Here is a 26,018-nt window from a genome sequence, read left to right on the forward strand (position 1 = left end):
ACGCGCGCTGGCGTTTTTTTATGCCTGCGTTCTGAACGTCTCGACTGCATCGCACAACTTGCGCGCTTCATCGCGCAGACAAGCGGCGGCCGCGGCCGCCTGTTCGACCAGCGCGGCATTCTGCTGCGTGCCCTGATCCATTTGCGTCACGGCCTGATTGATCTGATCGATGCCGCGGCTTTGTTCGTGCGAAGCCGACGCGATCTCGCCAATCAGCGTCGCCACGCGTTCGATCGAAGCATGCGCGCGCTGCATTGCGTCGCCCGCAACCGCCACCGACGCGTTGCCTTGCTTCACATTCGACGCGGACAATTCGATTACGCCACGCACGTCCTTCGCCGCCGACGACGAACGCTGCGCGAGCGAACGCACCTCGGACGCGACGACGGCGAATCCGCGTCCCTGTTCGCCCGCGCGCGCCGCCTCGACCGCCGCGTTGAGCGCGAGAATATTGGTTTGAAACGCGATGGCTTCGATCATGCCGATGATTTCGCCAATCCGCAGTCCGCTATCGTCGATACGCGACATCGCGTCGACCACGCTCGACACCGCCGCGCTGCATTCGCGCGCGATCTGCTGCGCCTGCGACGCGAATTCGCTGGCCGTTTCCGCGTTGCCCGAGTTCTGGCGCACGGCCGAAGTCAGTTCCTCCATGCTCGCCGCCGTCTGTTCGAGCGCGGCGGCCTGCGCTTCGGTGCGCGCGGAAAGATCGGCGTTGCCGGTGGCGATTTCGTTGGTGGCCCCGGCAATCGAACCCGCCGACAGCTTCACGGCGTCGATGGCGAGACGCAGGCGTTGCTGCATCGCGTGAACGGACGCCATCAGGCTATGCGCCTGATCGGGCCGCACGTCGAGCCGCATCGTGAGGTCGCCTTGTGCAATGCGCTCGCACACGCCCGCCACGAATTGCGGATCGCCGCCAAGCTGGCCATTCACGCGGCGAATGATCAGACCAAACACCAGCGTGACCGCGAGACCCACGGCGCAGACAATGGCCACGCCATACGCAAGATGCAGATAAAACTCGCGGTCGATATCGTCGACATACGCGCCGGTATAGACGTGCCAATCCCACGCTTCGACATATTGGCCATAGGCGATTTTGGGCTGCGTACGCGTTTCGCCCGGCTTCGGAAAACGATAGGTCGTCGTGTGCGTGCCGTCGCGATCGTGCTGAATGATTTCAGCGGTGAAATGCTTGCCCGTTTCGTCGACGAGATCGTTGATCTTGTTTTCGAATTCCGGCTTGACCGGATTCAGCAATTGCAGCATCGACGAATCCACCACGAGCAAGTAACCGCTCGTGCCGTATCGGATAAAGCGCAATTGCGCGAGCGCGCGGTTTTGCGCCTCGGCGACGGGCATCTTGCCCTCGCGCGCCGCCTTTTCATAACCCTGAACGATGCTGACTGCCGATTGCACCTGCTCGCGCAGCGAGGCCACGCGGTCGTCCATCATCAGATTTCGGGTCGCGATCGAATTGATGACGGAAAGCGTGAGCAGACTGAACCACACCACGGCAACGGTGCTCCATAACGTCGCCTTGAAGCTGAGATTGCGCATGTTCCTCGATGTCTCCCATTATTTATCGTGTGGAGCCATTCAGATTTCGACTCCATGCCGGGGATATCGACCGATGCATTCAGCACTGAAGGGAACGCGGCTCGCGTCGCGCCCGCCATCACGGCGACTCCGCAACACGTCACACCGCGAATGCCTTGATGGGCCGAAGCGCCAGCCCGACCGCGCCGTCACCGCCCGATAAACAACTCGCAACGCAACGCGCGCCAATCAGATGGGCCGCTTCTCCGCCGCCTCTCCACCACTTTTCGCTGCCGTTATAGACATAAGTTTTCACTTATTAAAATTGACGGTCCATGTATATCGATCTTTCGTATCGCAAACTGCATACTTTTCTCCACGGAAGGACGCAGCCGTCCACGTGTCCAGCACAACCCGCCATTCTGGAGAAACGAACATGAGCGAACCGACTCTCACCGCCGCCAACGTGACCGACCTGCGCTCGGCCATCGAACTGCTCAAGCAACACGAAGGCGAATACGTCGAAACGAACGAACCTGTCGACCCCGAAGCCGAACTGTCCGGCGTCTATCGCTACGTCGGCGCGGGCGGCACGACCGCGCGTCCGACCAAACGCGGCGGCCCCGCGATGATGTTCAACAACGTCAAAGGCTTTCCGGCATTTCGCGTCGCCATCGGCATGCTGGGTTCGCGCAAGCGGGTTGCGCGTCTGCTCGGCGCGGAACCGGAAAAGCTCGGCTTTCTGCTGAAGGATTCCGTACAGCATCCGATCGAACCGGTGCTCGCCGAACCGGGCCGCGCGTTCTGCCAGGAAATCGTGCATCGCGCCGACGAACCCGGTTTCGATCTGCGTACGCTGCTCCCCGCGCCGACCAACACGCCCGAAGACGCCGGTCCCTATCTGACGATGGGCCTGTGCTACGCGGCCGATCCGGAAACCGGCGAGCACGACGTGACGATTCACCGTCTGTGCGTGCAGAGCAAGGACGAGCTGACGATGTGGCTCACACCGGGCCGCCATATCGACGCCTTCCGCATGAAGGCCGAAGCCGCCGGCAAGCCGCTGCCGATTTCGGTGAGCATCGGCGTCGATCCGGCGATTTACGTGGCCGCGTGTTTCGAGCCGCCGACCACGCCGCTCGGCTACGACGAACTGAAGATTGCGGGCGCGCTGCGCGGCCGTCCGGTCGAACTTTCGCAGTGTCTGACGATCAATGCGCGCGCCATTGCGCACGCCGAGATCGTTATCGAAGGCGAACTGCTGCCGAACGTGCGCCAACGCGAAGACCAGAACACCGACACCGGCAAGGCCATGCCCGAATTCCCCGGCTACACCGGTGAAGCGAAGGACGAGCTGCCGGTCATCAAGGTCAAGGCCGTCACGCACCGCCTCAACCCGATTCTGCAGACCACGATGGGCCCCGGCGAAGAGCACGTGAACATGGCGGGCATTCCGACCGAGGCGAGCATTCTGCAGATGGTCGAGCGCGCGATGCCGGGCAAGCTGCTCAACGTCTACGCGCACAATTCGGGCGGCGGCAAGCTGCTCGCGGTGATGCAGTTCAAGAAGTCGGCGGCGGTCGACGAGGGCCGCCAGCGCCAGGCCGCGATTCTCGCGTTCGCGGCGTTCCCCGAACTGAAGCACGTGATGCTCGTCGATGAAGACGTCGATATCTTCGACACCGACGACGTGCTGTGGGCCATGCAGACGCGCTTTCAGGGCGATGTCGACACCATCAACATTCCCGGCGTGCGTTGCCATCCGCTCGACCCGTCGCAGACGCCCGCGTTCAGCCCGAGCATTCCGGAAGTGGGCACGAGCTGCAAGACGATCTTCGACTGCACGGTGCCGTTCAAGCTCAAGCACGAATTCGAGCGCTCGAAGTTCCTCGAAGTCGATGTGAACCGCTTCCTGCCGGGCTTCAACGGCAACTGAAACGCGCGCTCAAACGCACGTTGAACCCCTCCTGTCGTATCCTGACCGGGCATCGTCCGGTCGGGAGCGGCTGTCCCTCGATCAATCGATCGCATCGAACCGCGGCCGCGTACGCGCAGCCGCCCTCATCGTGACCGGCGCACGACTGAACAAGGTCGATCTCATGCAGACTCCCTCAACCTCAGGCATCGCCGCCCTGCTACGCCGGCCGTTCGTCGCGCTGCGCGCGTTGCTTTCCCTGCTCGCTTCGCCTGCCGCGAAGCGGCGCTTCCCGTTCGCCGTGCGCGCCGGACTGTGCTGCGGCATCCCCGTGATGGCCGGCTGGTTCGCCGGCGACATTCATGCCGGGCTGCTCGCCACGATCGGCTCCTTCACCGCGCTGTACGGCAGCGATCGTCCTTATCGAAACCGGGCCGTGCATCTGGCCGCGATCGCCTTCGCGCTCGCGGCGGTGGTCTCGCTCGGCATCTGCGTCGCCCCGCATGCCGTGCTGGCCGTCGTGGTGGTCGCGCTGATCGCGGCGCTCGCCACCTTCGTCTGTAATTCGCTGCATATCGGGCCACCGGGCGCGTACATGTTCGCGCTGGCCTGCGCGAGCGGCACCGGCATGGCGGCCGGCGGCGCCGATCCGATCCACAGCGGGTTGTACGTGCTGTGCGGCGGCATCGTCTCGTGGCTCGCGCACATGGCCGGTGCGCTGCTTGATCGGCGCGGGCCGGAGCGAGCGGCCATCGCCAGCGCGGCCGAAGCCGTGGCCGCTTTCGCCGAGAGCCAGGATGCCGCGAAACGCGTCGTGGCCCGCCACCGCGCCGCGCGCGCACTCGACGACGCGTGGACCACGCTCGTCACCTGGCAATCTTCATCGTCCTCGCAGCGTTCATCGGGCACGCCAGGCGACCCCGTGCTCGACGCCTTGCGCCGTCAAGGCCGCCGCCTGCACCGGATCTTCTCCGAGTTGCTGACGGAAACCGGCGCTCAGGACGCCCGTCGCGCCGAATGCCTGCAACTTGCGCGCGAGGCGCGCCATCTCGGCGACGAGGCGAGCCACGCGCCGCTGCCCGACGCGCCTTCCGCTGCCGCCCGATTTCCGCTCAGCCGCCGCACGGCGTTCGCGTCGCTGCGCGAGAGCGTCGTACCCTGGTCCAATCCGCTGCTGCTCGCGGCGCGCGTGGGCGTGGCCACGTTGATCGCGGGCGGGATCGGCGTGGCGCTCGGGCTCGATCGCTCGTACTGGGGCATGGCGGCCGTCGTCGTCGTGCTCAATCAGGCCTATGGCTGGCCGGGCACGTTCCGGCGCGCCTGTTATCGCGTGCTCGGCACGCTCGCCGGTCTGATCCTCGCGTGGGCCGTGCTCGCCGCCCATCCGCAAGGTCTCTGGATCGCGGCGGCCGTGGGCCTGCTGCAATTCGCCATCGAGATCTGGGTCGTGCTGCAGTACGCCGTCGCCGCGATCTTCATCACCGCGAATGCGCTGACAATCGCGGCGGGCGGCCAGGGCTTTCCGGCCATCACGCATCTGTTCAGCGCGCGGGCGCTCGATACGGCCATCGGCTGCGCCGTCGCGCTCGCGGTGTTCCACTTCACGGTGCGCCGTTCCGCGCATCGGCAGTTGCGCAGCGAAATGGCCCGCACGCTCGCCGCCGCCCAGCGCGTGCTGCGCTGTCTGTCGCACGGCGCCGTCACCGCGCCCGAAGCGCTCGAAGCACGACGCGATCTGCAACATCAGACCATTACGCTGCAACAGGTCTTCGAAGCCGATGCGCCCGCGCTGAAGCGCAACGCCCCGCTCTCGCGCACGCTCGGCAGCGCGGCGGCGGCCACGCAACGGCTCGCTTACCGGCTGCTGAACGCCTGCTGGGAGCAGGAAGCGGCGGGCGAACGCGACGCCCCGCCCGTCGTCGACGCGGCCACGCTGTTCGAGGATTACGTGCTCGCGCAGGAGTGGCTCGAAGTGCTCCGGCTCCATCTGGACGGCGATGCGTCGCCGCGCTGGCCGCAACGTCATGCCGTATTCCTGCACGACGAAATCGACGCGCTGACCCGCACGCTTCGCGAACCGCAGTGATCGCCCGCGGCGCGACATGGCATGGCACAGACGCCGATGCCGTGCCGCCGCCGCACATTCCAGAGCGATCCGGCACACCCTATCCATACGTTATAACTTATTAAATTCGCCCGTTCGAGTGTATCGATCTTCTGATTGAGAACTCGCATACTTCACTTATCGACGGAAGCCGTCCAGCCGCCACGCAGCGGGACCCGCTCCGCTCCTCAACACGCACACTGGAGAGTCACATCATGCAAAAGCCACGAGTCGTAGTCGGAATCAGCGGCGCCACCGGATTCATGTATGGCGTCAAGGTGCTGGAGATTCTGCGCGAACTGGGCGCGGAATCGCACCTCGTCATGTCGAAGGCCGCCGGTCTCACGCGCGAACACGAAACCACGCTCTCGCGCCAGGACGTGATCGACATGGCCGACGTGTTCTATCCGACCGGCGCGGTCGGCGCGGCGATTTCGAGCGGCTCGTTCCGCACGGCCGGCATGATCGTCGCGCCCTGCTCGATGAACACGCTGGCCTGCATCGCGAACGGCGTGACCGAAAACCTCGTCACGCGCGCCGCCGACGTCACGCTCAAGGAGCGCCGCCGTCTCGTGCTGATGGTGCGCGAAACGCCGCTGCATCTGGGCCAGATCCGCAACATGGCGGCGGTGACGGAATACGGCGCGATCGTGTTTCCGCCCGTGCCCGCGCTCTATGCCGGCCCGCAGACGGTGGACGCGATCATCACGCACAGCGCCGCGCGCGCGGTCGGTCTGCTCGGCTTCGAATCGAAGGCGCAGCCGCGCTGGGGCGAAACCGTCGCGGCGCTCGACGCCGAACAGGAACTCGCGTGGTAAGCCACGCCGCGCCAACGCCGACCTCGCACGATTTGCCGAATTTGCCGAATTTGCCTGATTTGCCCTCGATCCCGCCGGAGCCCGCACGCATGAACGCCTTGCCGTCCGCCATCGTCGATGTCCTGCGCGCGCATCACGTGCTGTCGCTGTCCGTGTGCAGCCAGGACGTGCCGTGGGCCGCCAACGCCTTTTTCGCCTTCGACGAAGACACCGCGAGCTTCGCCCTGCTCGGCCATCTGGACACCCAGCACGCGCGCATGCTGCTCGCCAATTGCCATGTCGCGGGCACGGTCGCGGGCCAGCCCGCGGCGGTGAACGAGATCGTCGGCGTGCAGTTCTACGGACTCGCGCGTGTGGTCGAGGATGAAACCGAGCGGCGCGCGGGTCTCGCGCTCTATCACGCGCGTTTTCCGTTTGCGCAGGGCATGCCGGCGCCGCTCTGGCGCATTCATCTGCTGCGGCTCAAGCTCACCGACAACCGCACGACGTTCGGCAGCAAGACGACGTGGGAACGCCATGCGGGCGACGCTGGCGCAGCCTTCAACTCATCAGCCCAACCCTCAGGCCCGCACTCACGCTGACGCGCCCGAAATGCGCCGCGCCAGCGAGCGCGCGCTTTCGAGCAGCGCCTCGGCGATGGCGTCGCGCTCGGCCGCGAAACGCCCGGTCGGCAGCGTGACGGTGATCGAGTACGGCTTGCCGCCCATTTCGAGCGCGATGGCGAGCGCGGAAATGCCCTCGAACGGCAAGTCTTCTTCGATCGCGTAGCCGTCGCGGCGCGCCTGCGCCAGTTCCTCATCCAGCACGGCGCGATCGACGGCGTTCGGCGCGGCGGCGATCTGCGCCTCGCGCGGGCCGTCCGCGAGGATCGCGAGCATGGCCTTGCCCGGCGCGCTCGTGAACATGTCGACTTCGAGCACCTTGGGCAGCACCACGCGCAGCGGCCGCGGCGAACTGAACGCTTCGAGCACCAGCACGCGGCCGTTGGCGAGCGTGGTCAGCACCACCGATTCGTCGAGTTCGGCGAGCAGGCGGTTCATCTCGCTGCGGAACGCCTCGACCGGATCGGCGTCGAGCCCGCGCGCCAGCACGCTCATTGTCGGGCCGAGGCAGAAGCCGCCGCCCGCCGGCGCGGGCGCGACCATGCCCTCGTCCTCCAGCGCGCCGACGATGCGCTGCACCGTCGAGCGCGGCAACTCCACCCGCGTGGCGATCGCGCCGAGGCTCAGGCCGTTGCGCCCCTGCTCGGCCAGCACGCGCAGCACGCCCACGGCGCGCCGGATCACCTGAATGCCCGAACGCGCGTCGTCGCGCTCCTCCTGGGCCGCTCCTGTCACTTCGTTTTTCTTGACCATGTTCTCACTGAGGTGTCATCGCACCGAATAACCATATTGTGATACATTGCACCGCATTGCGGTTACTCGCATTATCGACGCAAGGCGTGGCAGCGCCCAAGCGTGTTGTTAGAAGGAAATGATTTTGGACAAAAAACCCTTAATTGGGCTCGGCGGCGTCATCGTGGCAGCAATGTCCGCCGAATTCAACGATCAGGTGGGTTCGGCGGCGATGATCGACGTGCGCGGCGCGCTCGGCATCGGCCACGACCCCGGCATCTGGATCGAGAGCCTCTATCTCTCGGGCATGGTGATCGGCATGGCGCTGTCGCCGTGCTGGTCGGCGGCGGTCACGCTCAAGCGCATGGTGCTGTTCGCGATCGCGCTGAACTGCGTGGCGACCGCGCTGCTGCCGCTCGCGCCCAACGAAGCCTGCTTCTACGCGCTGCGCGCCGTCGAAGGCTTCGCGCACGGCCTCACGATCCCTTTGCTGATGACGACGGCGCTCAAGTACCTCACGCCGAACATCCGCCTCTGGGGGCTTGCGTGCTACGCGCTCACCGCGACCTTCTTCCCGAACCTGAGCGCCGCCGTGTCCGCGCTGTGGACCGACGTGGTCGGCTGGCAATTCGTGTTCTTCGAAGCGATCCCGCTCTGCACCATCGCCGCGCTGTGCGTCTGGTACGGCATGCCGCAGGATCCGCCGCATTACGAGCGCCTGCGCCAGTACGACTGGCCCGGCACCCTGCTCGTGATCGTCGGACTCGGCGCGCTGACGACGATGCTCCAGCACGGCAGCCGCCTCGACTGGTTCCAGTCGAAGTTCATCTGCACGCTGGCGCTCATCAGCGCGATCGCGCTGCCGCTGCTGGTCGTCAACGAATGCCGGCAGACCATTCCGCTGTTCCGCCCGCAACTGCTCAAGCGCCGCAACTTCGCGTATGGCGTGTTCACGCTGTTCTGCTTCGTGATCGTGGCGATGTCGAGTTCGACGGTGCCGTCCGAGTATCTCGCCGATGTACAGGGCTTCCGGCCCATGCAGATCTGGACCGTGATGGCCGAAGTGGCCGCGCTGCAACTGATCTTTCTGCCGCTCGTCGTGCATCTGCTCGATATCGAATGGATCGACGCACGCTGGATCAACGGACTCGGCCTGCTGTGCCTGATTACTGCGTGCATCGGTTCGAGCCAGCTCGATTCGACCTGGAGCCGCGAGCAGTTCTATCTGTGGCAGGCGGTTTCCGGTTTCGGTCAGGCCTGCGTGGTGCTCTCGCTGCTGATGATGGCGACCAACGCGCTGGTGCCGCAGGAAGGCCCGTTCGCCTCGTCGCTCGTGAACATGCCGCGCGGCTTGAGCGAAGTGATCGGCGCGTGCCTGCTCACGCTGATGGCGCGTTTTCGCGGCCAGTTGCACGCCACGCGTCTGCTTGAAAGCGCGGGCACGCATCGCTTTTCGACCGTGCAGGCGAACGGCGGACTCGATCCGCAACATCTGCCGCCGCTGCTCGCCGATGGCGCGCAACGCGGCGCGGACAGCCTCGCGGGCTTCGCGCACGCCATCGACGTGCAGCGCGCCGTGATGGTCGTCAGCGACGACTATCTGCTGCTCGCGGGCGTCGCCACGCTCATTTTCGTCGTGCTGCTGGTGCTGCCCGAACGCACGCATCCGCCGCGCATCGCACTCCTGAAGAAATAACGACGCGTCGAACCCACACGTCTAACGCTACCGATTTACCCATGAACGATATGACCCAACCCGCCGCCGCAGCGGCCAAGCCGTCCGCGCCTCAAACGTTGCACAAAGAAATGCACAAGGAAACTCCGCCGAAAAAGAGCCGCGTGCCGCTCGTCATCGGCATCGCCATCGTGGCGCTGTTTGCCGGTGTCGCCGGCTGGAAGATCTACGCGCCGAGCGCCAACGTCTGGACCGACGACGCGCGCATCACCGCGCACTACACGACGATCGCACCGCGCGTCGCCGGACAGATCGCGAGCGTAAGCGTGCAGGACAACCAGAGCGTGCACGCGGGCCAGTTGCTCGCGACGCTCGACGACCGCGACTACCGCACCGCCGTCGAGCGCGCGCAATCGCAGCTCGATCGCGACCGCGCGCAGGTCGACGACGCGTCGGCATCGGTCGCGCGCCAACCCGACGTGATCGCGCAGAACAGCGCCCAGGTCCAGCAGATCGAGGCGCGCCTCGCGCTCGCGCAATCGAACGCCACGCGTTATCGCAACCTCGCCTCGTTCGGCTCGGGCTCGAAGCAGGACACCGAAGCCGCCGATGCCACCTTGCGCGAACAGAGCGCGCAACTGGCGCAGGCGCGCGCGGCCGTGAGCGCGGCGCAGCATCAGCTCGATCTGCTCAAGGCGCAGCACGAAGCGGCCATCGCCACCGTGCACGCCGACGAAGCCGCGCTCGCGCAGGCGCAACTGAATCTGAGCTACACGCGCATCGTCGCGCCGATGGACGGCGTGGTGGGCGAGCGCGCCGTCGAGCCCGGCAATTACGTGAGCCCGGGCGCGGCGCTGATGGCGCTCGTGCCCGCGAAGGGCATGTATGTGGAAGCGCAGTATCGCGAGGTCGCGCTCAAGCATATGCAGCCGGGCCAGCACGTGCGTGTGCATGTGGATGCCTACGATATCGATCTGAACGGCGTGGTCGACAGCGTGCCGCCTTCGACGGGCGCCGTGTTCGCGCCCATCGCGCCGGACAACGCCACGGGCAACTTCACGAAGATCGTGCAGCGTCTGCCGGTGAAAATCGTGTTCGCGCCGGACCAGCCGAAGGCGGATCTGCTGCGCCTGGGCATGTCGGTCGAAACCACCGTGCTGACCGATAACGCCGATGTCGTGGGCAAGCTGCGCGATACCTATCATGCAAGCGATGCCAGCGCCGCCGGCAACATCGGTAACGCCAGCGCCGCGAACACCGCACACGCCGCCAGCGACGCGGACGGAGCGGGAGCATGAGCATGGCCTTCGACAAGCTCAAACCTCGTACGCGGCCGCTTGCGCTCAAGACCGGCGTGATCGGCGCCATCGCCCTGCTGGGCGCGCTCGTCGGCGGCTGCACGGTCGGCCCGCGCTTCGAGCCGCCCAAACCGGACGCGCCGCCGCCCTCGGTCTGGCACCTCACGCCCGGCGACGGCACCAGCGACGTGACCACGGGCGCCATCGACGAAACCTGGTGGACGCGCTTCCAGGACCCCGAACTCGACAGCCTCGTGCAGCGCCTCGTCAAGCAGAACCTCGACCTCGCGAGCGCGAGCGAACGCGTGATCGAGGCGCAGGCGGCGCGGCGCGTGACGGCGTCGGCGGGCATGCCGAGCGTGGGCGCGTCGGTGTCGCAGGCGCACGATCGCATCAGCTCGACGGGCACCTCGACGCTCGTCACGCATCCGCCCGGCGCGCCGCTCGAATACGACGACTGGGGCGCGGGCCTCTCGGCGTCGTGGGAACTCGACCTGTTCGGCCGCGTGCGCCGCGCCGTGGAAGCCGCCGACGCGGGCACCGTCGCCGCCGAAGAAGCACGCCGGGGCGTGGCGCTCGACGCGCTCGCCGAACTCGCCGCCGACTACATGACGCTGCGCGGCGCGCAACAACGCGAAGCCATCGCGCGCCGCAATCTCGACAGCGCCACGCACGCGCTCGAACTGGTCGAAAACCAGTACGAAAACGGCATCGGCAATACGCTCGACGTGGCGCGCGCGAAGGCCACGCGCGACGCGATCGCCGCGCGCGTGCCGGATCTGCAAACCACGGAACAGCAGAGCATCAACGCTATCGGCCTGTTGCTCGCGCAACCGCCGCGCGCGCTGCAGGACGAACTCGCGCCCGTCGCCGCGCTGCCGCTGCTGCCGCCGCAAGTGCCGGCGGGCTTGCCTTCTGCGCTGCTGCGCCGCCGTCCGGACATTCGCGAAGCCGAGGCGCGGCTGCATCAGGCGACCGCCGAAACGGGCGTGGCCGTGGCGTCGTTTTATCCCGACGTGAGTCTGACCGGCAGCGTCGGCACCGAAGGGCTGCAATTCGGCAATCTGTTCAGTCTCGCGAGCCGCGCGTTCTCGATCGGGCCGAGCATCGATATTCCGATCTTCGAAGGCGGGCGTCTGCGCGGCACGCTCAAGTTGCGCCGCGCGCAACAACGCGAGGCCGCGATCGCGTATCAGAAGACCGTGCTGCAAGCGTGGCGCGACGTCGATAACGCGATGACCGCGTATGGCAATACGCAGCGCCGCCGCAGCGAACTCGCGCAGGCCGTCGATCAGGAACGCACCGCGCTCACGGCGGCCACGCAGCGTTATCAGCAAGGCAGTTCGAGCTATCTGCAGGTGGATACCGCGCAGGACGCGCTGCTCGGCGGCGAAGACACGCTCGCCCAGGCCGACATGGCGCTGCGCGAACAACTCGTGGCGCTGTACAAGGCGCTGGGCGGCGGGTGGTCGGCGGCGGGCTGATTTCCATTGACGCTTAAAGCGTTTTAACCGACACGAAAGACTTCACACACCCAGGTGTGATAGCCGAGGCGCCAGCCTCGTTTGCAGCCCCGGCGACCGGAATTCGCCGGGGCTTTTTTATCGCTATGCTTTTTATTCGATTCAGCTTACACGTAATACATTGAAAGCATTATTTTCAAAAATAGCTGAAGAATCTTTCAATGTCGGGACACATTCCCGAATTCACACGCGTGGCCGACAATATCAGGCTGCTATCGATACGCGCGAAGTATTCGCGCCCGTCGCACGCTCTCTTTCTCTCTCTTCGTCACGTCGATCAACAAGAATGAAAGTGCTTCGTCAATTCATGCCGCTGGCGATAGCAGCGGCACTCGCCTTCTCCGCCAGCCATTGCGCATTGGCTCAGGACAGCGCTGCGGCATCCGGCGCGGCCGAAACGCAGGACGGCCCCGTCTACGGCCCTGAACTTCAAGGCTTCGACTATCCGTATCCGGTCAAGACCTTCACGTTCACGTCGCAACGGCAGACGCTCAACATGGCGTATATGGACGTGCCGCCCGACGCCGCCAAAGCGAATGGCCGCACCGCCGTCCTGCTGCACGGCAAGAACTATTGCTCGGCCACCTGGGCGCCCACCATCAAGGTGCTCAGTGAAGCGGGCTATCGCGTGATTGCCATCGACCAGATTGGTTTCTGCAAATCGAGCAAGCCCGACAACTATCAATTCACCTTCCAGCAACTCGCGCTCAATACGCACGCGCTGCTGGAATCGCTGGGCGTCGACCATCCGATCATGATTGGCCATTCGACGGGCGGCATGCTCGCGATCCGCTATGCGCTCACGTGGCCCGAGCAAACGCAGCAACTCGTGCTCGTCGATCCGATCGGTCTCGAAGACTGGCGCGCGAAAGGCGTGCCGCCGGTTTCCGTCGATCAATGGTACGAACGCGAGTTGCATACGTCGGCCGCGCGCATTCGCAACTACGAGAAAAACACCTATTTCGCGGGGCAATGGAAAGACGCCTACGAGCCTTCGGTGCAGATGCTTGCCGGCATGTATCGCGGCCCGCAGCGCGCGAGCGTGGCGTGGAATTCTGCGCTGCTTTACGACATGATTCTCACGCAGCCGGTTTATTACGAACTCTCGCATCTCCAGCCGCCCACGCTGTTGATGATCGGCGATAAGGACACCACGGCCATCGGCAAGGAATACGCTCCGGCGGCCATCCGGCCGACGCTCGGCAATTACCCCGCGCTCGCGCATCATGCGGCCAGCGTCATTCCGCATGTTCAGCTCGTGGAATTTCCCGACGCCGGTCACGCTCCGCAAATGCAGGTGCCCGACCGCTTCCACGCCGCCCTGTTGCGCGGCCTCGCCGAAGCGAACGCCGCAAACTGATATCGATGAAAGGCAGGCGCGGCGCGGCGCGTTGCCGTGCCTGCCTGACATGCACTTGATTACCGCAATGAAATTCACTGTACTTGCCGCGGCTTCTTTCGCCGCTGTTGCCCTGTTCTCGAATGCCGCAAGCGCGGCGCAGTCCGAAACGCTCGCCGCCGATCCGGTTTATGCGGTCGTTCACGTCGATATCGAACCGCCGAAAGTGCCCGACGCCCTGCCTGCGCTGCGCGCCTTCGAAGCGCAGGCCAAACAGGACCCGGCCGTCGCAAGCATCGACATCCTTCAGCAAACCGGCGCGGAAAATCATTTCACGCTCGTGGAAGTGCTGAAATCGAAAGCGGCTTATGATGCGTTCGTTTCGCGTCCTTATGTGCGCACGCTGCGCGAGACGCTGCAACCGATACTCGGCGGTCCGTTCGACGAGCGTCTGCATCATGTCATGCCGTAAATGACGCCTTGCCCACTGAGATAAACCGATGAACGCATTCAAAGCCGCTGGCGCGTCGCTGATCGCCGGTCTTTTCTGCTTCGCCAGCGTGAGCGCCGTCGCGGCAACGGACGATGCAAACGTCAACGCCAACGCCTGCACGAACGCGGCCCGCAGCCTCGCGCCGGACGGCACCTTGCGCGCCTCGATCAACATCGGCAATCCGGTGCTGGCCGCGCTCGATGCGAACACGCATGAGCCGGTCGGCGTCTCCGTCGATCTGGCGGGCGAACTCGCGCGGCGTCTGGGCGCACGCGTGCAACTCGTCACGGCGACGAGCGCGGCCGCCTCGCTCGACAATGTCGTGAGCGGACGCGCCAACGTGGGCTTCTTCGCCATCGATCCCAAACGCGGCGAGGACATTCATTTCACCGCGCCTTATGTGCTGATCGAAGGCGCGTACGCGGTGCGCGACGGCTCGCCGATCGCGCGCAGCACCGACGTCGACCAGCCCGGCGTGAGCATCGCGGTCAGCCGCGGCAGCGCCTACGATCTCTATCTTTCGCGCGCGCTGCATCATGCGACGCTCGTGCGGATTTCGCCGTCGTCGGCCGTGTTCGACGCGTTTCAGAAACAGCACATCGACGTGCTCGCCGGTGTGAAGCCACAACTCGCGCAGGAAGCCGCGTCCGGCAGCGGACTGCATCTGCTCGACGGACGCTTCATGGTGATCCGCCAGGCAATGGGCGTGCGCAAGAACGAAGGCGACGACGCCGCGAACTGCGTCGCGCAATTCGCGGGCGAGATGGCGAAATCGGGTTTCGTGGCCGAGGCGCTCACGCGTCATCATGTGGATGGCGCGAGCGTCGCGCAGCCGGGCGACTGACGCGCTTCAAAACGACGCAGCGCGACCGGCACGAAGCCGTCGCGCTGCCTCTTTAACGGCGCATGCTCAGTGGCCGAACACGTCGGCGTCGAGCATGTCCGACTCGTCGCGCTTGAGTGCGCTCACGGCCGTCATCTCCTCGTCGCTCAGACGAAAATCGAAGATGTCGAGATTCTGCGCCTGACGTTCCGGGTCCGCCGATTTCGGCACCGGCACGAAGCCGCGCTGCGTATGCCAGCGCAGGACGATCTGCGCGGGCGTGCGCCCGTAACGCCGCGCGATCGACACGATCGCTTCTTCCGCCAGCAAGTCGCCGCCGCGCCCGATCGGGCTCCAGGTTTCCGTCACGATGCCGCGCTCCGCATGGATCGCCACGATATCGTCGCGCGCGTGCCAGGGATCGAGCTGGATCTGGTTCACGTGCGGCACGAAGCCCGCGTCGAACAGACGCTGCAGATGCTCGGGCTTGAAGTTCGACGTGCCGATCGCGCGCACCTTGCCCGCCTCCAGCAGTCGCACGAGCCCTTCGAACGCTTCCACGTAGCGGTTCTGATCGGGATTGGGCCAATGCACGAGCAGCAGGTCCAGATAGTCGAGACCCATGCGCTTGAGGCTCGCCTCGCAGGCCTCGCGCACGCCGTTCACGCTATGCCACTGGCGATTGAACTTGCTGGTGACGAAGATCGACTCGCGCGCGATGCCCGACGCGCGAATGCCTTCGCCCACCCCCACTTCGTTGGCGTAGTTTTCCGCCGTATCGATCAGCCGATAGCCGACCTGCAGGGCGCTCGCCACGGCTTTCGCCGCGCCGACGTCGTCGAGCGGCCAGGTGCCGAGACCGGTTTGCGGCATCTCCACGCCGTTGGCCAGTTTGATGAGAGGCGCCGGATTGACTGTCATGAAAAGTTCCTTGAAACGTCCTTGGTAAAATGCGTGCAGCCGCGCGGGCCGCACGTCCCGCGTGCCAAAAACAAACCGCCTACCGCGGTCTCCGGATACCCTCGCATACCGATGGGTATCCGCGTACCGGCCAGCCGAGGGCACTTGCGAAGGAATCCGCCCATGCCCCGCATGACCCGTGAAGAAAGCCAGGCGCAGACGCGCGAGAAGCTTATCGGCGTCGCGCAGATGCTCTTCGCGCGCGACGGCTATGCCGCCACCTCGCTCGAACGCATTGCCGACGAAGCCGGCTACAGCAAAGGCGCCGTCTATTCGAATTTCGACGGCAAGGAAGCGCTGTTTCTCGACGTGCTCGATGCGCACGGCAAGACAAGCCTCGCCACCATCCTCGCGGCGCTGCACGACGCGCACACGCTCGACGATGCCATCGAACGCCTCGCGCGCTGGTCCGACAAGCAGTCGCGCACCGGCAACTGGCCTTCACTGATCGTCGAATACGCGCGCCACGCCAAACCGGCCAGCGCGTTTCGCAAAGCCCAGGAAAAAGTGCTGCGCGCACAATGGCGCGCACTCGGTGAGCGGCTGCTCGCGCTGACTTCCACTTCGGCCGGCACCACGCTCTCGCCCGAAACGGTCGGCGCGCTCGTGTTCGAGTTGACCTACGCGCCCGCGATGAGTTTCGTCAGCCAGCCCACTTCGGGCGATTTATTGCGTGTGGCGCTGCAAGGCGTGTTTGGCGCAAGCGCCGCGCCCGCTCCCGCAAGCAAGCGCACGAAGCGCTGAGCACGCGCAAGAAGCGCTCAGGAAACGAGCGTGACGCCGCCATCGACGGCAATCGTCTGGCCCGTCACGAAACCGTTGCCGATGAGAAAGAGATACGCGGCGGCCACTTCCTCGACTTTGGCGGTGCGCCCGAGCGGAATGAGCGAGGTGAAGCGCTGCTCGATCGCGTCCACGTCGCTTGCGGGCAGATTGCGCCAGAGCGGCGTGCGCGTCCAGGTGGGCGCGACCGCATTCACGCGAGCACGCGGCGCCAGTTCCACGGCGAGCCCTTCGACCAAAGTGCGAATGGCGTCGTTACCGACAATCGCGCCCGACGCGTTGTGCGCCCGGCCGCCCGATCCCGCCGTAAACACGAGACTGCCGCCCTCGCGCAGACGCGGCGCGGCGTGACGCGCGAGCCGCAGATTGGCGTAGAACTTCTCCTCCACGGCCTGGCGAATGGTCTCGAGCGGCGCTTCGAGAAAGCCGCCGCCCATTGCGCCGCCCGCCATCGAGACGAGATGATCGAACGGTTCGATGCGCGCGAAAAAATCCGCTAGCGCGGCTTCGTCGGCGATATCGAGCGCGAGCGCGCTCACCGTGTCTTGCGGCGTGGCGAGCGCGGCCAGCGCCGCGTCACGCCGCTGCGCATCGCGGCCCGTGATGACGACCTGCGCACCGGCATCGCGCGCCATGCGGGCCACTTCAAAACCGAAGCCCGACGTACCGCCGACGATCACCACGCGTCGGCCCTTGAGTTGCGCTGTCATGTTTCACTCCCGATTCACGCCGCATTCCCGCGTTTCGCAGGCCTGCGCCGCTTCAGATTTTCAGATTCCAATGAGTATCTGAATACTACACCGAATTCCGAAACCGGATGGGAGGGGGAACAAGCCGCCAGGGCACCAGAGGAGAGTTTGACGCGCCCTCTTACCTTTCGCTCGCTTCGCTGGCAGCGCGCGCGTCGAATGCCGCGCGCGCGATATCGACGGCGTCGAGGTTGTGCAGCGTCCATGCATAGAGCGCCCTGAACGGCCCTTGCAGCGAACGCCCCAGTTGCGTGATCTCGTATTCGACCGCGACCGGCGACACTGGAATCACCCGGCGCGACACCAGACCATTGCGCTCCAGACGGCGCAGACATTGCGTCAGCGCCTTCTGCGTAACGCCTTCCAGATGGCGCTTGATCGCGTTGAAACGCATCGGGCCCGCGTCGAGCACGGTCAGAATCATCATCGACCATTTGTCCGCGATCTGGTCGATCAGCAGACGGCTCGGACAGTCGACGGAAAAATGTTGGCGGCAATCGGGCTTGAGTGGCAAGGGCGACATGGGGCAGGTTTCCTCGAGGATACCTAGGCGAAACAAAGTGCGTTCTTGACGCCAGGTATCCGGAATATACCATTCGGGGTGCTGCGGGATTCAGCCGCAATTCAGACCGGCATGCGCGCATGCCCTTGACCTCCACGGAGCCCCACCCGATGTCTTCATTTGCAACCGATGTCCTGTTTCAACCTTTCTCGGTCGGCTCGCTGACGCTGCCGAACCGTATCGTCATGGCGCCGATGACGCGCTCGTTCGCGGCGGACGGCATTCCCGGCCCGTCGAACGCGGCCTACTACCGGCGTCGCGCGGAAGGCGGCGTCGGCCTGATCCTGTCGGAAGGCACGGTCGTGAACCGCCCCGCGTCGCGTAACCATCCGGGCATTCCGTTCTTCCACGGCGAGGCGGCGCTCGCGGGCTGGCAACACGTGATCGACGAAGTGCACGCAGCGGGCGGCCGCATGGGCCCGCAACTCTGGCACACGGGCGCGGTGAAAAGCTTCCTCACCGACTGGACGCCGGACGCGCCCGTCGAAAGCCCCTCGGGTCTCGACGCACCGGGCGTGGAGCGCGGCGTGGCGATGAGCGACGCCGATATCGCCGATACGATCGCCGCGTTCGCGCAAGCGGCCGCCGACGCCAAACGCCTCGGCTTCGACACGGTCGAACTGCACGGCGCGCACGGCTATCTGATCGACCAGTTCTTCTGGTCCGGCACGAACCGGCGCGACGACCGCTACGGCGGCCCGAGCATCGGCGAACGCGCGCGTTTCGCGGCGGAAATCATCGCGGCCGTGCGCGCCGCCGTCGGCCCCGACTATCCGATCGTGATCCGCCTGAGTCAGTGGAAGCAGCAGGATTACAAGGCGCGCCTCGCGCCCTCGCCGCAGGAAATGGCGCAATGGCTCGAACCGCTCGTCGCGGCGGGCGCGAGCGTGCTGCATTGCTCGCAGCGCCGTTTCTGGGAGCCGGAATTCCCGGAAGTCGATGGCGAAAACGGCCTGAATTTCGCGGGCTGGGCCAAGAAGTTGACGGGCGCGGCCACGATCAGCGTCGGCTCGGTCGGTCTCTCGGGCGATTTCATGGGCGCGTTCGGCGGCGAAGGCTCGACGAGCGTCGGACTCGACCGCCTGGTCGAGCGGATGGAACGCGACGAGTTCGATCTGATCGCCGTGGGCCGCGCGCTCATCACCGATGCGTCATGGGCCGCCAAAGTGCGCTCGGGCGATGTCGACGGGCTGCGCGGCTTCGAACCGGCTTCGCTGCACGAACTGGTTTAATCGACGGCGCAGCGACAGCAGCAACAACGCGCCACGAGGCCATGTCCGGCAGAGCGTTTCATCGATAAAACTCCGATGGCGCAATGCCGAAATGCCGCTTGAACATCGCGGCAAACGCGCTCTGACTCGTGTAGCCGAGATCGAGCGCGACCGCGACGATCTTCTCGCCGCTCGCAAGCCGCTCCAGCGCGAGAAAGAGCCGCGCGTGCTGTCGCCAGCGCCCCGGCGTCATGCCGGTTTCGCGCTGAAACGCACGATGCAGCGTGCGCTCGGCCATGCCCAGTTGCGCCGCCCAGGGCGCGAGTTCGTGCGGCGCGTCGGGCGTGTCGATGATCGCATCGCAGAGCTTGCGCAGGCGCGCGTCCTCGGGCCACGGCAAGTGCAGCGGCAGACGCTGGATCACCGTGAGTTCGGCCAGCAGCAAGCGCATCAGCAGATCGTCGCGGCTGCCGTGCGCGTAGTCGAACGGCACGTCCACGGCGCCGAGAATCAGCTCGCGCAGCAAGGGCGGCACGGCGATGACGCAACTGCCATACGGCAGATCCGGCGCCGCGTGCGGCTCCACGAACACGGTCCGCATGCGCACGTTGCCGCTCATGCGGACCGTGTGTTCGAGCCCGGCGTCGATCCAGACCGCGCGCGTGGGCGGCACGACCCAGCGGCCCGCCTGCGCCTCGATCAGCATCACCCCCTCGACCGCATAGAGCAGTTGCGCACGCCGATGCCGATGCGTGGCGACGAACGCGCCGTGCGGATAGTCGGCGGCGAGCGCCGCGAGCGGCATGGGCGTGTCTTCGAACGGGACGTGGACGTCCGGCGGCGGAATAGCGGGCATCGGCGGGAGGGGGTGAAAAACCGGTTGAAAACCGAGTTGGCAGTTTCACGACAGATCGTGCCATTTTAGCGCGAGACAGACCACCGTTACGACGCGCATGCTCGGGGCTCGCTGCTTCCTTCCACCGCTGCCCCCTGAACCACGAGGCCCGCATGCCTGCTCCCTCTTCGCGCTCCGCGCTCCCTTCGCTGTTCCCGATCGTCGCGATTGCACTGTGGTCCGGCAACGTCATGGTGTCGCGCCTGTCCGCGCACACCATCGATCCCTACGCGATCACCTTCTGGCGTCTCGTGCTCGCCGTCGCGCTGATGAGCCTTTTCGTGCCGGCCGCCGCCTGGCGCAACCGCGCCGCCATCGTCCCGCAATTGCCGAAGCTCGCTTTTCTCGGCCTGCTCGCGATGGCGCTGTTCCAGTGCCTCTCCTACGAAGCCGCGAAAACGACCACGGCCACCAATATGGCGATCATGACCGCGCTCGTGCCGCTGCTGACGATGCTGCTCTCGGTCGCGCTGCTCGGCGAAACGCCGACCGCGGGCATGGCGGCGGGCGGCGTGCTGTCGTTCGCGGGTCTCGTCTGGCTGATCACCGGCGGCAATCCGCCCGCCCTGCTCGCGGGCGGCGTCCACCCCGGCGATCTGCTGATGCTCGGCGCGGGCGCCGCCTACGCGCTCTATGGCGTGCTGCTGCGGCGCTGGCACGTGGGCCTGCCGTCGTGGCAATCGACCTATTTTCAGGCGATCGCGGCGCTGCTCGTCATGTTGATCCTGATGTTGCGCCTGCCGCTCGCCGATGCGCTGCCCAATCGCGCGAGCCTGCCGCTGATCGCTTACGCGGGCTCGCTCGCCTCGGTCGTGCTGCCGTTCTTCTGGATGCAGGGCGTGAAGCATCTCGGCCCGAACCGCTGCAGCATGTATATGAATCTGCTGCCCGTGTTCACGGCGGTGCTGGCCGTCGGCTGTTTCGGCGAGCGGCTGCATGCGTATCACCTGCTCGGTGGCGGCGTGGCGCTCGCGGGCGTGCTGCTCGCGCAGACGTGGCGCGCGCCGCTGTCGGTCCGGCGCGTGGCCACGATGCCGCGCGAACCGTCCTGCGATTGAGCCGTGACGACGCGCGATTTACAGCCCGACGCCCATTTGCGCGCGCCCAATCGCCGTGAGATCGTCGAGACGCGCGCGGCCGGTGAAATTCACTTCGAAATGGTCGGCGGGAAAATCGGGCGGACTGTCTCCGTCGATGAAACTCGGCAGTTGACGCCGTAAATAAGCGTCGTTTTTCGCGCACGCGGGCAGCGAGGCGATATACATCACGTTGCTGTAACCGCTGCCGCGATGCGCGTCCTCGACCGCGTGAATCACGTCGCTGTGCCAGAACACGGTGTCGCCGGGCTGCATCAGCGGGATCGACGAAAGCGCGCGGAACAGCGGCGCGTGATACGCCGCCTTGATCGACAGCGCGCGGCCCGGCATGGCGCCGCAGAGGTCGTCGTCGGCGATATCGTCCTGCAGCGCGCGCAGCAGGATGTAGACCATGGCGCTGGCGATCGGCACGAGTTGCAGCGTGCCGTCGCCCGGCCCCTGCTGCGTCAGCGCGGTCCAGCCCTGGAAGGTGCGGAACATCGAGCACACGGCGGGCGAGGCGATTTCCTCGACCTCCGTGCGCCAGGCCGCGTCGAACGGATCGTAAGCGCGCCAGTTGCCGGAAAACACCTCGCGATAGACCTTGCGGAAATTCGGCTCGATCCAGCGCTCGACCGAGCCGCCATCGCAATGCGCCGACAAGCCCAGCGATTCCGAACCCGGCGGACGCCGGCGCAAACGGTCCGCGTAAACCGGCACGCGGTCGGGATCGAAATGCACGCGCCCTTCGCTTTCGCTGCGCCAGAGCCGGTTCAGAAAAACGCGCGCCTGCGTGAGTTCCGCAGACTGGCGCGCCAGCACTTGCGGCTTCGACCAGTACACGCCGTAAATCTGCGGCTTGCTGGAAGCCAGTTGTCCGAAGTATCGATCCTCCGCGCGGTTTTCGAGCTTCTTGTCGAGGCGATTGCGCTCGACATAGTCGGCGATATCGCGGTCCCATTGCTCGACGCGCGCGCGATCGAACACGTTGCGGATCACGCACGCGCCGCGCGTTTTCACGTTCGCGATCTGCTCCACGCTTACGCGGCCGGCCGCGATATCGTCGAAGCGGATCTCGGGAATCACCGGCTCGCCGCGCTCGCGCAGCGCCGCGATGCGCTCGGCCTGCGCGATCATGTCCGCCTCGACTTCGGCGAACACCTCGCGATAGTTGGGCAGCCGCTCGCGAAGTTCATTCTTTGCGGCGCGAATGGCGCCTGGGAGGTCATCGATCTGCAGGGGCATGCGCGTCTCCGTGTTGTGTTGTCGTCTTTATCGGCCCTAGCTTACGTGAGCGGCGAACGAAGCGAAAGCGCGTGGCGCCGGGGCGCGATCCGGCGCGGATATTGCGGGGTGTTATTCATTTCCGGCAAGGCCGCGAGGTAGTATCACGGACCGAGGGGATTCGACACGTTTCCCGCAGCCGATACTGTCTTTGCGATGCTGTTCAAGCGGCGCATTCAACCACGAGATACACCATGACCACGACATTCGACGCGGCCACGACAGCGGCGATTGCCGCGTTTGCCCAACTGGACTTCTACACGGCCGTGCAGGCGATGCGCGCCGAGGCCGACTACGACCGCGAGCGCGACCAATGGCTCACGGACTACATCGAGGAGCGTGGCGGCGGCGCGGACGACGCCGAGTACGACGCGCTGCACGCGCAAGCCCAGGCGACGCCGGAATATGCGCAATTCATCGAAACCGTGCGCAAGGAATTGCAGGAATACTTCGGCGTGACCGGCGAGCAACTGGACTGGATCATCGTGCTGCGCGACGACGAAAGCGACGCACTCTGGGCGGAGGTCAACCGCCAGCGGACCGCGCTCGGCACCGGCGAAGTGCGCGGCGATCTCTGAGCGTGGCGGAGGCCGTCGCGCAGCAAACCTTACGTGACTTTCAGACGCGATTTCGACCGCCTCGCCCCACTTCTCACATGGTGGAATAACATACCCATCCGGTAAATGTCCTTTCCGGATTCCGCTCTAAAATCGGGCCCGGATTGCCTTGCGGCGCGCGCGACGAATCCACCTGAATTCGTCCGCACAACAGAAAAATCCCGCTAAAACAGCGATCTATCGCAAATCGAACAAATCGCACGCTCCCGCCCGCCGCCCCACGCGCGGCCCCTCATCGCCAACCGCTCCGCCGATCAACTCTTATATAAGACATAAGACATTTGACGATAGACGGCACAGCGATTAGAATCGCGGTCAAAGTAGTGGTAGTGCCCGGAATAGCCTCGGCGTGTCTGGAACGCCTTCCCCTGAAACGCAATACAGCAGGTCCCCCATGCTTGAAAACTTTCGTGCTCACGTAGCCGCACGCGCCGCGCTCGGCATCCCCCCCCTGCCTCTCACGGCTCAGCAAACTGCCGAGCTGGTGGAACTGCTGACGAATCCGCCCGCAGGCGAAGAGGCCACGCTGGTCGATCTGATCACCAACCGCGTGCCGGCCGGCGTGGACGAAGCCGCGCGCGTGAAGGCCGGCTTCCTGGCCGCTGTCGCCAAGGGTGAAACCGCCTGCGCGCTGATCTCGCGCGAGCGCGCCACCGAACTGCTCGGCACGATGCTCGGCGGCTACAACATCGCCCCGCTGATCGAACTGCTGGCCGACCCGGCCGTGGGCACCGTCGCCGCCGACGCGCTCAAGAAAACCCTGCTGATGTTCGACCAGTTCCACGACGTCAAGGAACTCGCCGACAAGGGCAACGCAAACGCCAAGGCCGTGCTGCAAAGCTGGGCCGACGCCGAATGGTTCACGAGCCGTCCGGAAGTCCCGCAAAGCCTGACCATCACGGTCTTCAAGGTCACGGGCGAAACCAACACCGACGACCTGTCGCCGGCGCCGGACGCCACCACGCGCCCGGACATCCCGCTGCACGCGCTCGCCATGCTGAAGAACGCCCGTCCCGGCATCACGCCGGAAGAAGACGGCAAGCGCGGCCCGGTCAAGTTCATCGAATCGCTGAAGGAAAAGGGTCACCTGGTCGCCTACGTCGGCGACGTGGTCGGCACGGGTTCGTCGCGTAAATCGGCCACCAACTCGGTGCTCTGGTTCACGGGCGAAGACATCCCCTTCATCCCGAACAAGCGCTTCGGCGGCGTGTGCCTCGGCGGCAAGATCGCCCCGATCTTCTACAACACGATGGAAGACGCCGGCGCACTGCCGATCGAACTCGACGTGTCGCAGATGGAAATGGGCGACGTGGTCGAACTGCGTCCGTACGAAGGCAAGGCGCTGAAGAACGGCGCCGTGATCGCCGAATTCACGGTCAAGTCCGACGTGCTGTTCGACGAAGTGCGCGCCGGCGGCCGCATTCCGCTGATCATCGGCCGCGGCCTGACCGCCAAGGCGCGTGAAGCGCTCGGCCTCAAGCCGTCGACGCTGTTCCGTCTGCCGCAACAACCGGTCGACAGCGGCAAGGGCTTCTCGCTGGCGCAGAAGATGGTTGGCCGCGCCTGCGGTCTGCCGGAAGGCCAGGGCGTGCGCCCGGGCACGTACTGCGAACCGAAGATGACCTCGGTCGGCTCGCAGGACACCACGGGCCCGATGACCCGCGACGAACTGAAGGACCTGGCGTGCCTCGGCTTCTCGGCCGACCTCGTCATGCAATCGTTCTGCCACACGGCCGCTTATCCGAAGCCCGTCGACGTCAAGACGCACCAGACGCTGCCGAACTTCATCAGCACGCGCGGCGGTATCGCGCTGCGTCCGGGCGACGGCGTGATCCACTCGTGGCTGAACCGCATGCTGCTGCCCGACACCGTCGGCACCGGCGGCGACTCGCACACGCGCTTCCCGATCGGCATCAGCTTCCCGGCAGGTTCGGGTCTGGTCGCCTTCGCGGCCGCCACCGGCACGATGCCGCTGGACATGCCGGAATCGGTGCTGGTCCGCTTCAAGGGCAAGATGCAGCCGGGCGTCACGCTGCGCGACCTCGTCAACGCGATCCCGCTGTGGGCCATCAAGGAAGGCACGCTGACGGTCGCCAAGCAAGGCAAGAAGAACATTTTCTCGGGCCGCATTCTCGAAATCGAAGGCCTGCCCGACCTGAAGGTCGAGCAAGCGTTCGAACTGTCGGATGCGTCGGCTGAGCGTTCGGCTGCCGGTTGCACGGTGCACCTGAACAAGGAACCGATCATCGAGTACCTCAACAGCAACATCACGCTGCTGAAGTGGATGATCGCGCAAGGCTATCAAGACCCGCGCAGCCTCGAACGCCGTATCAAGGCGATGGAAGCGTGGCTGGCCGACCCGCAACTGCTCCAGCCGGACGCAGACGCGGAATACGCCGCCGTCATCGAAATCGATCTGGCCGACGTGCATGAGCCGATCGTGGCCTGCCCGAACGACCCGGACGACGTGAAGACGCTGTCGGACGTCGCCGGCGCGAAGATCGACGAAGTGTTCATCGGTTCGTGCATGACCAACATCGGTCACTTCCGCGCCGCGTCGAAGCTGCTCGAAGGCAAGCGTGACATCCCCGTGAAGCTGTGGGTCGCGCCGCCGACCAAGATGGACCAGAAGCAGCTGACCGAAGAAGGCCACTACGGCGTGTTCGGCACGGCTGGCGCGCGGACCGAAATGCCGGGCTGCTCGCTGTGCATGGGTAACCAGGCACAGGTGCGCGAAGGCGCGACGGTCATGTCGACGTCGACGCGTAACTTCCCGAACCGTCTGGGCAAGAACACGAACGTGTACCTCGGCTCGGCGGAACTGGCGGCGATCTGCTCGCGTCTGGGCAAGATCCCGACCAAGGAAGAGTACATGGCCGACATGGGCGTGCTGACCGCCAACGGCGACAAGATCTATCAGTACATGAACTTCGACAAGATCGAAGACTTCAAGGAAGTCGCCGACAGCGTGCAGATCTAAACGCGACGAGCGGCTACGGCGCGATAGCGGAAACGCA

Annotated in this window: 22 protein-coding genes; 15 read left to right on the plus strand and 7 right to left on the minus strand. The window is 65.5% G+C overall.

The features are described from left to right. Positions 1-18: 18 nt before the first annotated feature. A complete protein-coding gene (locus tag BMY06_RS10990) occupies positions 19-1,563 on the minus strand; it encodes a methyl-accepting chemotaxis protein (RefSeq protein WP_074983073.1) in 1,545 nt (514 codons plus the stop codon). Positions 1,564-1,978: 415 nt separating this feature from the next. Between BMY06_RS10990 and BMY06_RS10995 the strand changes: the two genes are divergently transcribed. The 4 genes from BMY06_RS10995 to BMY06_RS11010 all read left to right on the plus strand — a co-directional run bounded on the left by BMY06_RS10995 (position 1,979) and on the right by BMY06_RS11010 (position 6,960). Then, on the plus strand, positions 1,979-3,478 hold the full coding sequence (locus BMY06_RS10995; protein WP_065064115.1) for a UbiD family decarboxylase: 1,500 nt from the start codon (positions 1,979-1,981) through the stop codon (positions 3,476-3,478). Positions 3,479-3,641: 163 nt separating this feature from the next. After that, positions 3,642-5,543, plus strand: a complete 1,902-nt coding sequence (locus BMY06_RS11000) for an FUSC family protein (RefSeq protein WP_208490366.1) — start codon at positions 3,642-3,644, stop codon at positions 5,541-5,543. A 233-nt stretch (positions 5,544-5,776) separates the two neighbouring features. Beyond that, the gene (locus BMY06_RS11005; protein ID WP_065064112.1) at positions 5,777-6,379 is read left to right on the plus strand and encodes a UbiX family flavin prenyltransferase; all 603 of its coding nucleotides are present in this window, start codon (positions 5,777-5,779) and stop codon (positions 6,377-6,379) included. An 89-nt stretch (positions 6,380-6,468) separates the two neighbouring features. Further along, positions 6,469-6,960 (plus strand): pyridoxamine 5'-phosphate oxidase family protein, encoded by a 492-nt coding sequence (locus BMY06_RS11010; protein ID WP_074983076.1) that lies wholly within the window; start codon positions 6,469-6,471, stop codon positions 6,958-6,960. Here the strand turns inward: BMY06_RS11010 and BMY06_RS11015 are convergent. Beyond that, on the minus strand, positions 6,952-7,734 hold the full coding sequence (locus tag BMY06_RS11015) for an IclR family transcriptional regulator (RefSeq protein ID WP_074983078.1): 783 nt from the start codon (positions 7,732-7,734) through the stop codon (positions 6,952-6,954). The genes BMY06_RS11010 and BMY06_RS11015 overlap by 9 nt on opposite strands. Before the next feature lie 172 nt (positions 7,735-7,906). Between BMY06_RS11015 and BMY06_RS11020 the strand changes: the two genes are divergently transcribed. The 6 genes from BMY06_RS11020 (at position 7,907) to BMY06_RS11045 (ending at position 14,885) form a co-directional block, all read left to right on the plus strand. Next, positions 7,907-9,409, plus strand: coding sequence for an MFS transporter (locus BMY06_RS11020; RefSeq protein WP_208490365.1), 1,503 nt, complete (start codon positions 7,907-7,909; stop codon positions 9,407-9,409). A gap of 41 nt (positions 9,410-9,450) precedes the next feature. After that, positions 9,451-10,686 carry an HlyD family secretion protein gene (locus BMY06_RS11025; RefSeq protein ID WP_074983079.1) on the plus strand — a complete coding sequence of 412 codons (1,236 nt, stop codon included), beginning with the start codon at positions 9,451-9,453 and terminating at the stop codon, positions 10,684-10,686. Next, positions 10,683-12,170: an efflux transporter outer membrane subunit gene (locus tag BMY06_RS11030; protein WP_080180266.1), complete on the plus strand. Its 1,488-nt coding sequence runs from the start codon at positions 10,683-10,685 to the stop codon at positions 12,168-12,170. Before BMY06_RS11025 ends, BMY06_RS11030 begins: the two co-directional genes overlap by 4 nt. 325 nt (positions 12,171-12,495) lie before the next feature. Then, positions 12,496-13,569: an alpha/beta fold hydrolase gene (locus BMY06_RS11035; protein ID WP_074983081.1), complete on the plus strand. Its 1,074-nt coding sequence runs from the start codon at positions 12,496-12,498 to the stop codon at positions 13,567-13,569. Positions 13,570-13,636: 67 nt separating this feature from the next. After that, a complete protein-coding gene (locus tag BMY06_RS11040; protein WP_074983082.1) occupies positions 13,637-14,020 on the plus strand; it encodes a putative quinol monooxygenase in 384 nt (127 codons plus the stop codon). 28 nt (positions 14,021-14,048) lie between these two features. After that, entirely contained in the window at positions 14,049-14,885 is an 837-nt protein-coding gene (locus BMY06_RS11045) for a transporter substrate-binding domain-containing protein (RefSeq protein ID WP_080180265.1), read from the plus strand. Positions 14,886-14,951: 66 nt separating this feature from the next. Here BMY06_RS11045 and BMY06_RS11050 read toward each other — a convergent pair whose 3' ends face one another. Then, on the minus strand, positions 14,952-15,785 hold the full coding sequence (locus tag BMY06_RS11050) for an aldo/keto reductase (protein WP_074983084.1): 834 nt from the start codon (positions 15,783-15,785) through the stop codon (positions 14,952-14,954). 162 nt (positions 15,786-15,947) lie between these two features. Between BMY06_RS11050 and BMY06_RS11055 the strand changes: the two genes are divergently transcribed. After that, positions 15,948-16,568 (plus strand): TetR/AcrR family transcriptional regulator, encoded by a 621-nt coding sequence (locus tag BMY06_RS11055; protein ID WP_074983086.1) that lies wholly within the window; start codon positions 15,948-15,950, stop codon positions 16,566-16,568. A gap of 17 nt (positions 16,569-16,585) precedes the next feature. Here BMY06_RS11055 and BMY06_RS11060 read toward each other — a convergent pair whose 3' ends face one another. Both BMY06_RS11060 and BMY06_RS11065 read right to left on the minus strand, forming a co-directional pair. Then, entirely contained in the window at positions 16,586-17,317 is a 732-nt protein-coding gene (locus BMY06_RS11060) for an SDR family oxidoreductase (protein ID WP_074983094.1), read from the minus strand. Between the two features lie 160 nt (positions 17,318-17,477). Continuing rightward, positions 17,478-17,879: a winged helix-turn-helix transcriptional regulator gene (locus BMY06_RS11065; protein WP_074983095.1), complete on the minus strand. Its 402-nt coding sequence runs from the start codon at positions 17,877-17,879 to the stop codon at positions 17,478-17,480. Positions 17,880-18,028: 149 nt separating this feature from the next. Here BMY06_RS11065 and BMY06_RS11070 point away from each other — a divergent pair, with 149 nt between their 5' ends. Then, positions 18,029-19,150 carry an NADH:flavin oxidoreductase gene (locus BMY06_RS11070; RefSeq protein ID WP_065064094.1) on the plus strand — a complete coding sequence of 374 codons (1,122 nt, stop codon included), beginning with the start codon at positions 18,029-18,031 and terminating at the stop codon, positions 19,148-19,150. Between the two features lie 58 nt (positions 19,151-19,208). Here BMY06_RS11070 and BMY06_RS11075 read toward each other — a convergent pair whose 3' ends face one another. Beyond that, on the minus strand, positions 19,209-19,985 hold the full coding sequence (locus BMY06_RS11075; protein WP_074983097.1) for an AraC family transcriptional regulator: 777 nt from the start codon (positions 19,983-19,985) through the stop codon (positions 19,209-19,211). Between the two features lie 152 nt (positions 19,986-20,137). On the opposite strand from BMY06_RS11075, the gene BMY06_RS11080 reads away from it, so the two are divergent. Continuing rightward, positions 20,138-21,082: a DMT family transporter gene (locus BMY06_RS11080; protein ID WP_074983099.1), complete on the plus strand. Its 945-nt coding sequence runs from the start codon at positions 20,138-20,140 to the stop codon at positions 21,080-21,082. 18 nt (positions 21,083-21,100) lie between these two features. On the opposite strand, the gene BMY06_RS11085 is transcribed toward BMY06_RS11080, so the two are convergent. Further along, positions 21,101-22,345 (minus strand): DUF1479 domain-containing protein, encoded by a 1,245-nt coding sequence (locus tag BMY06_RS11085; protein WP_074983101.1) that lies wholly within the window; start codon positions 22,343-22,345, stop codon positions 21,101-21,103. Between the two features lie 233 nt (positions 22,346-22,578). On the opposite strand from BMY06_RS11085, the gene BMY06_RS11090 reads away from it, so the two are divergent. Then, positions 22,579-22,962 carry an ATP-dependent protease gene (locus BMY06_RS11090; RefSeq protein ID WP_065064087.1) on the plus strand — a complete coding sequence of 128 codons (384 nt, stop codon included), beginning with the start codon at positions 22,579-22,581 and terminating at the stop codon, positions 22,960-22,962. A 433-nt stretch (positions 22,963-23,395) separates the two neighbouring features. Beyond that, positions 23,396-25,981: a bifunctional aconitate hydratase 2/2-methylisocitrate dehydratase gene (acnB, locus tag BMY06_RS11095; RefSeq protein ID WP_065064085.1), complete on the plus strand. Its 2,586-nt coding sequence runs from the start codon at positions 23,396-23,398 to the stop codon at positions 25,979-25,981. Positions 25,982-26,018: the final 37 nt, after the last annotated feature.

The organism is Paraburkholderia tropica (assembly GCF_900109265.1).
GTDB lineage: Bacteria > Pseudomonadota > Gammaproteobacteria > Burkholderiales > Burkholderiaceae > Paraburkholderia > Paraburkholderia tropica.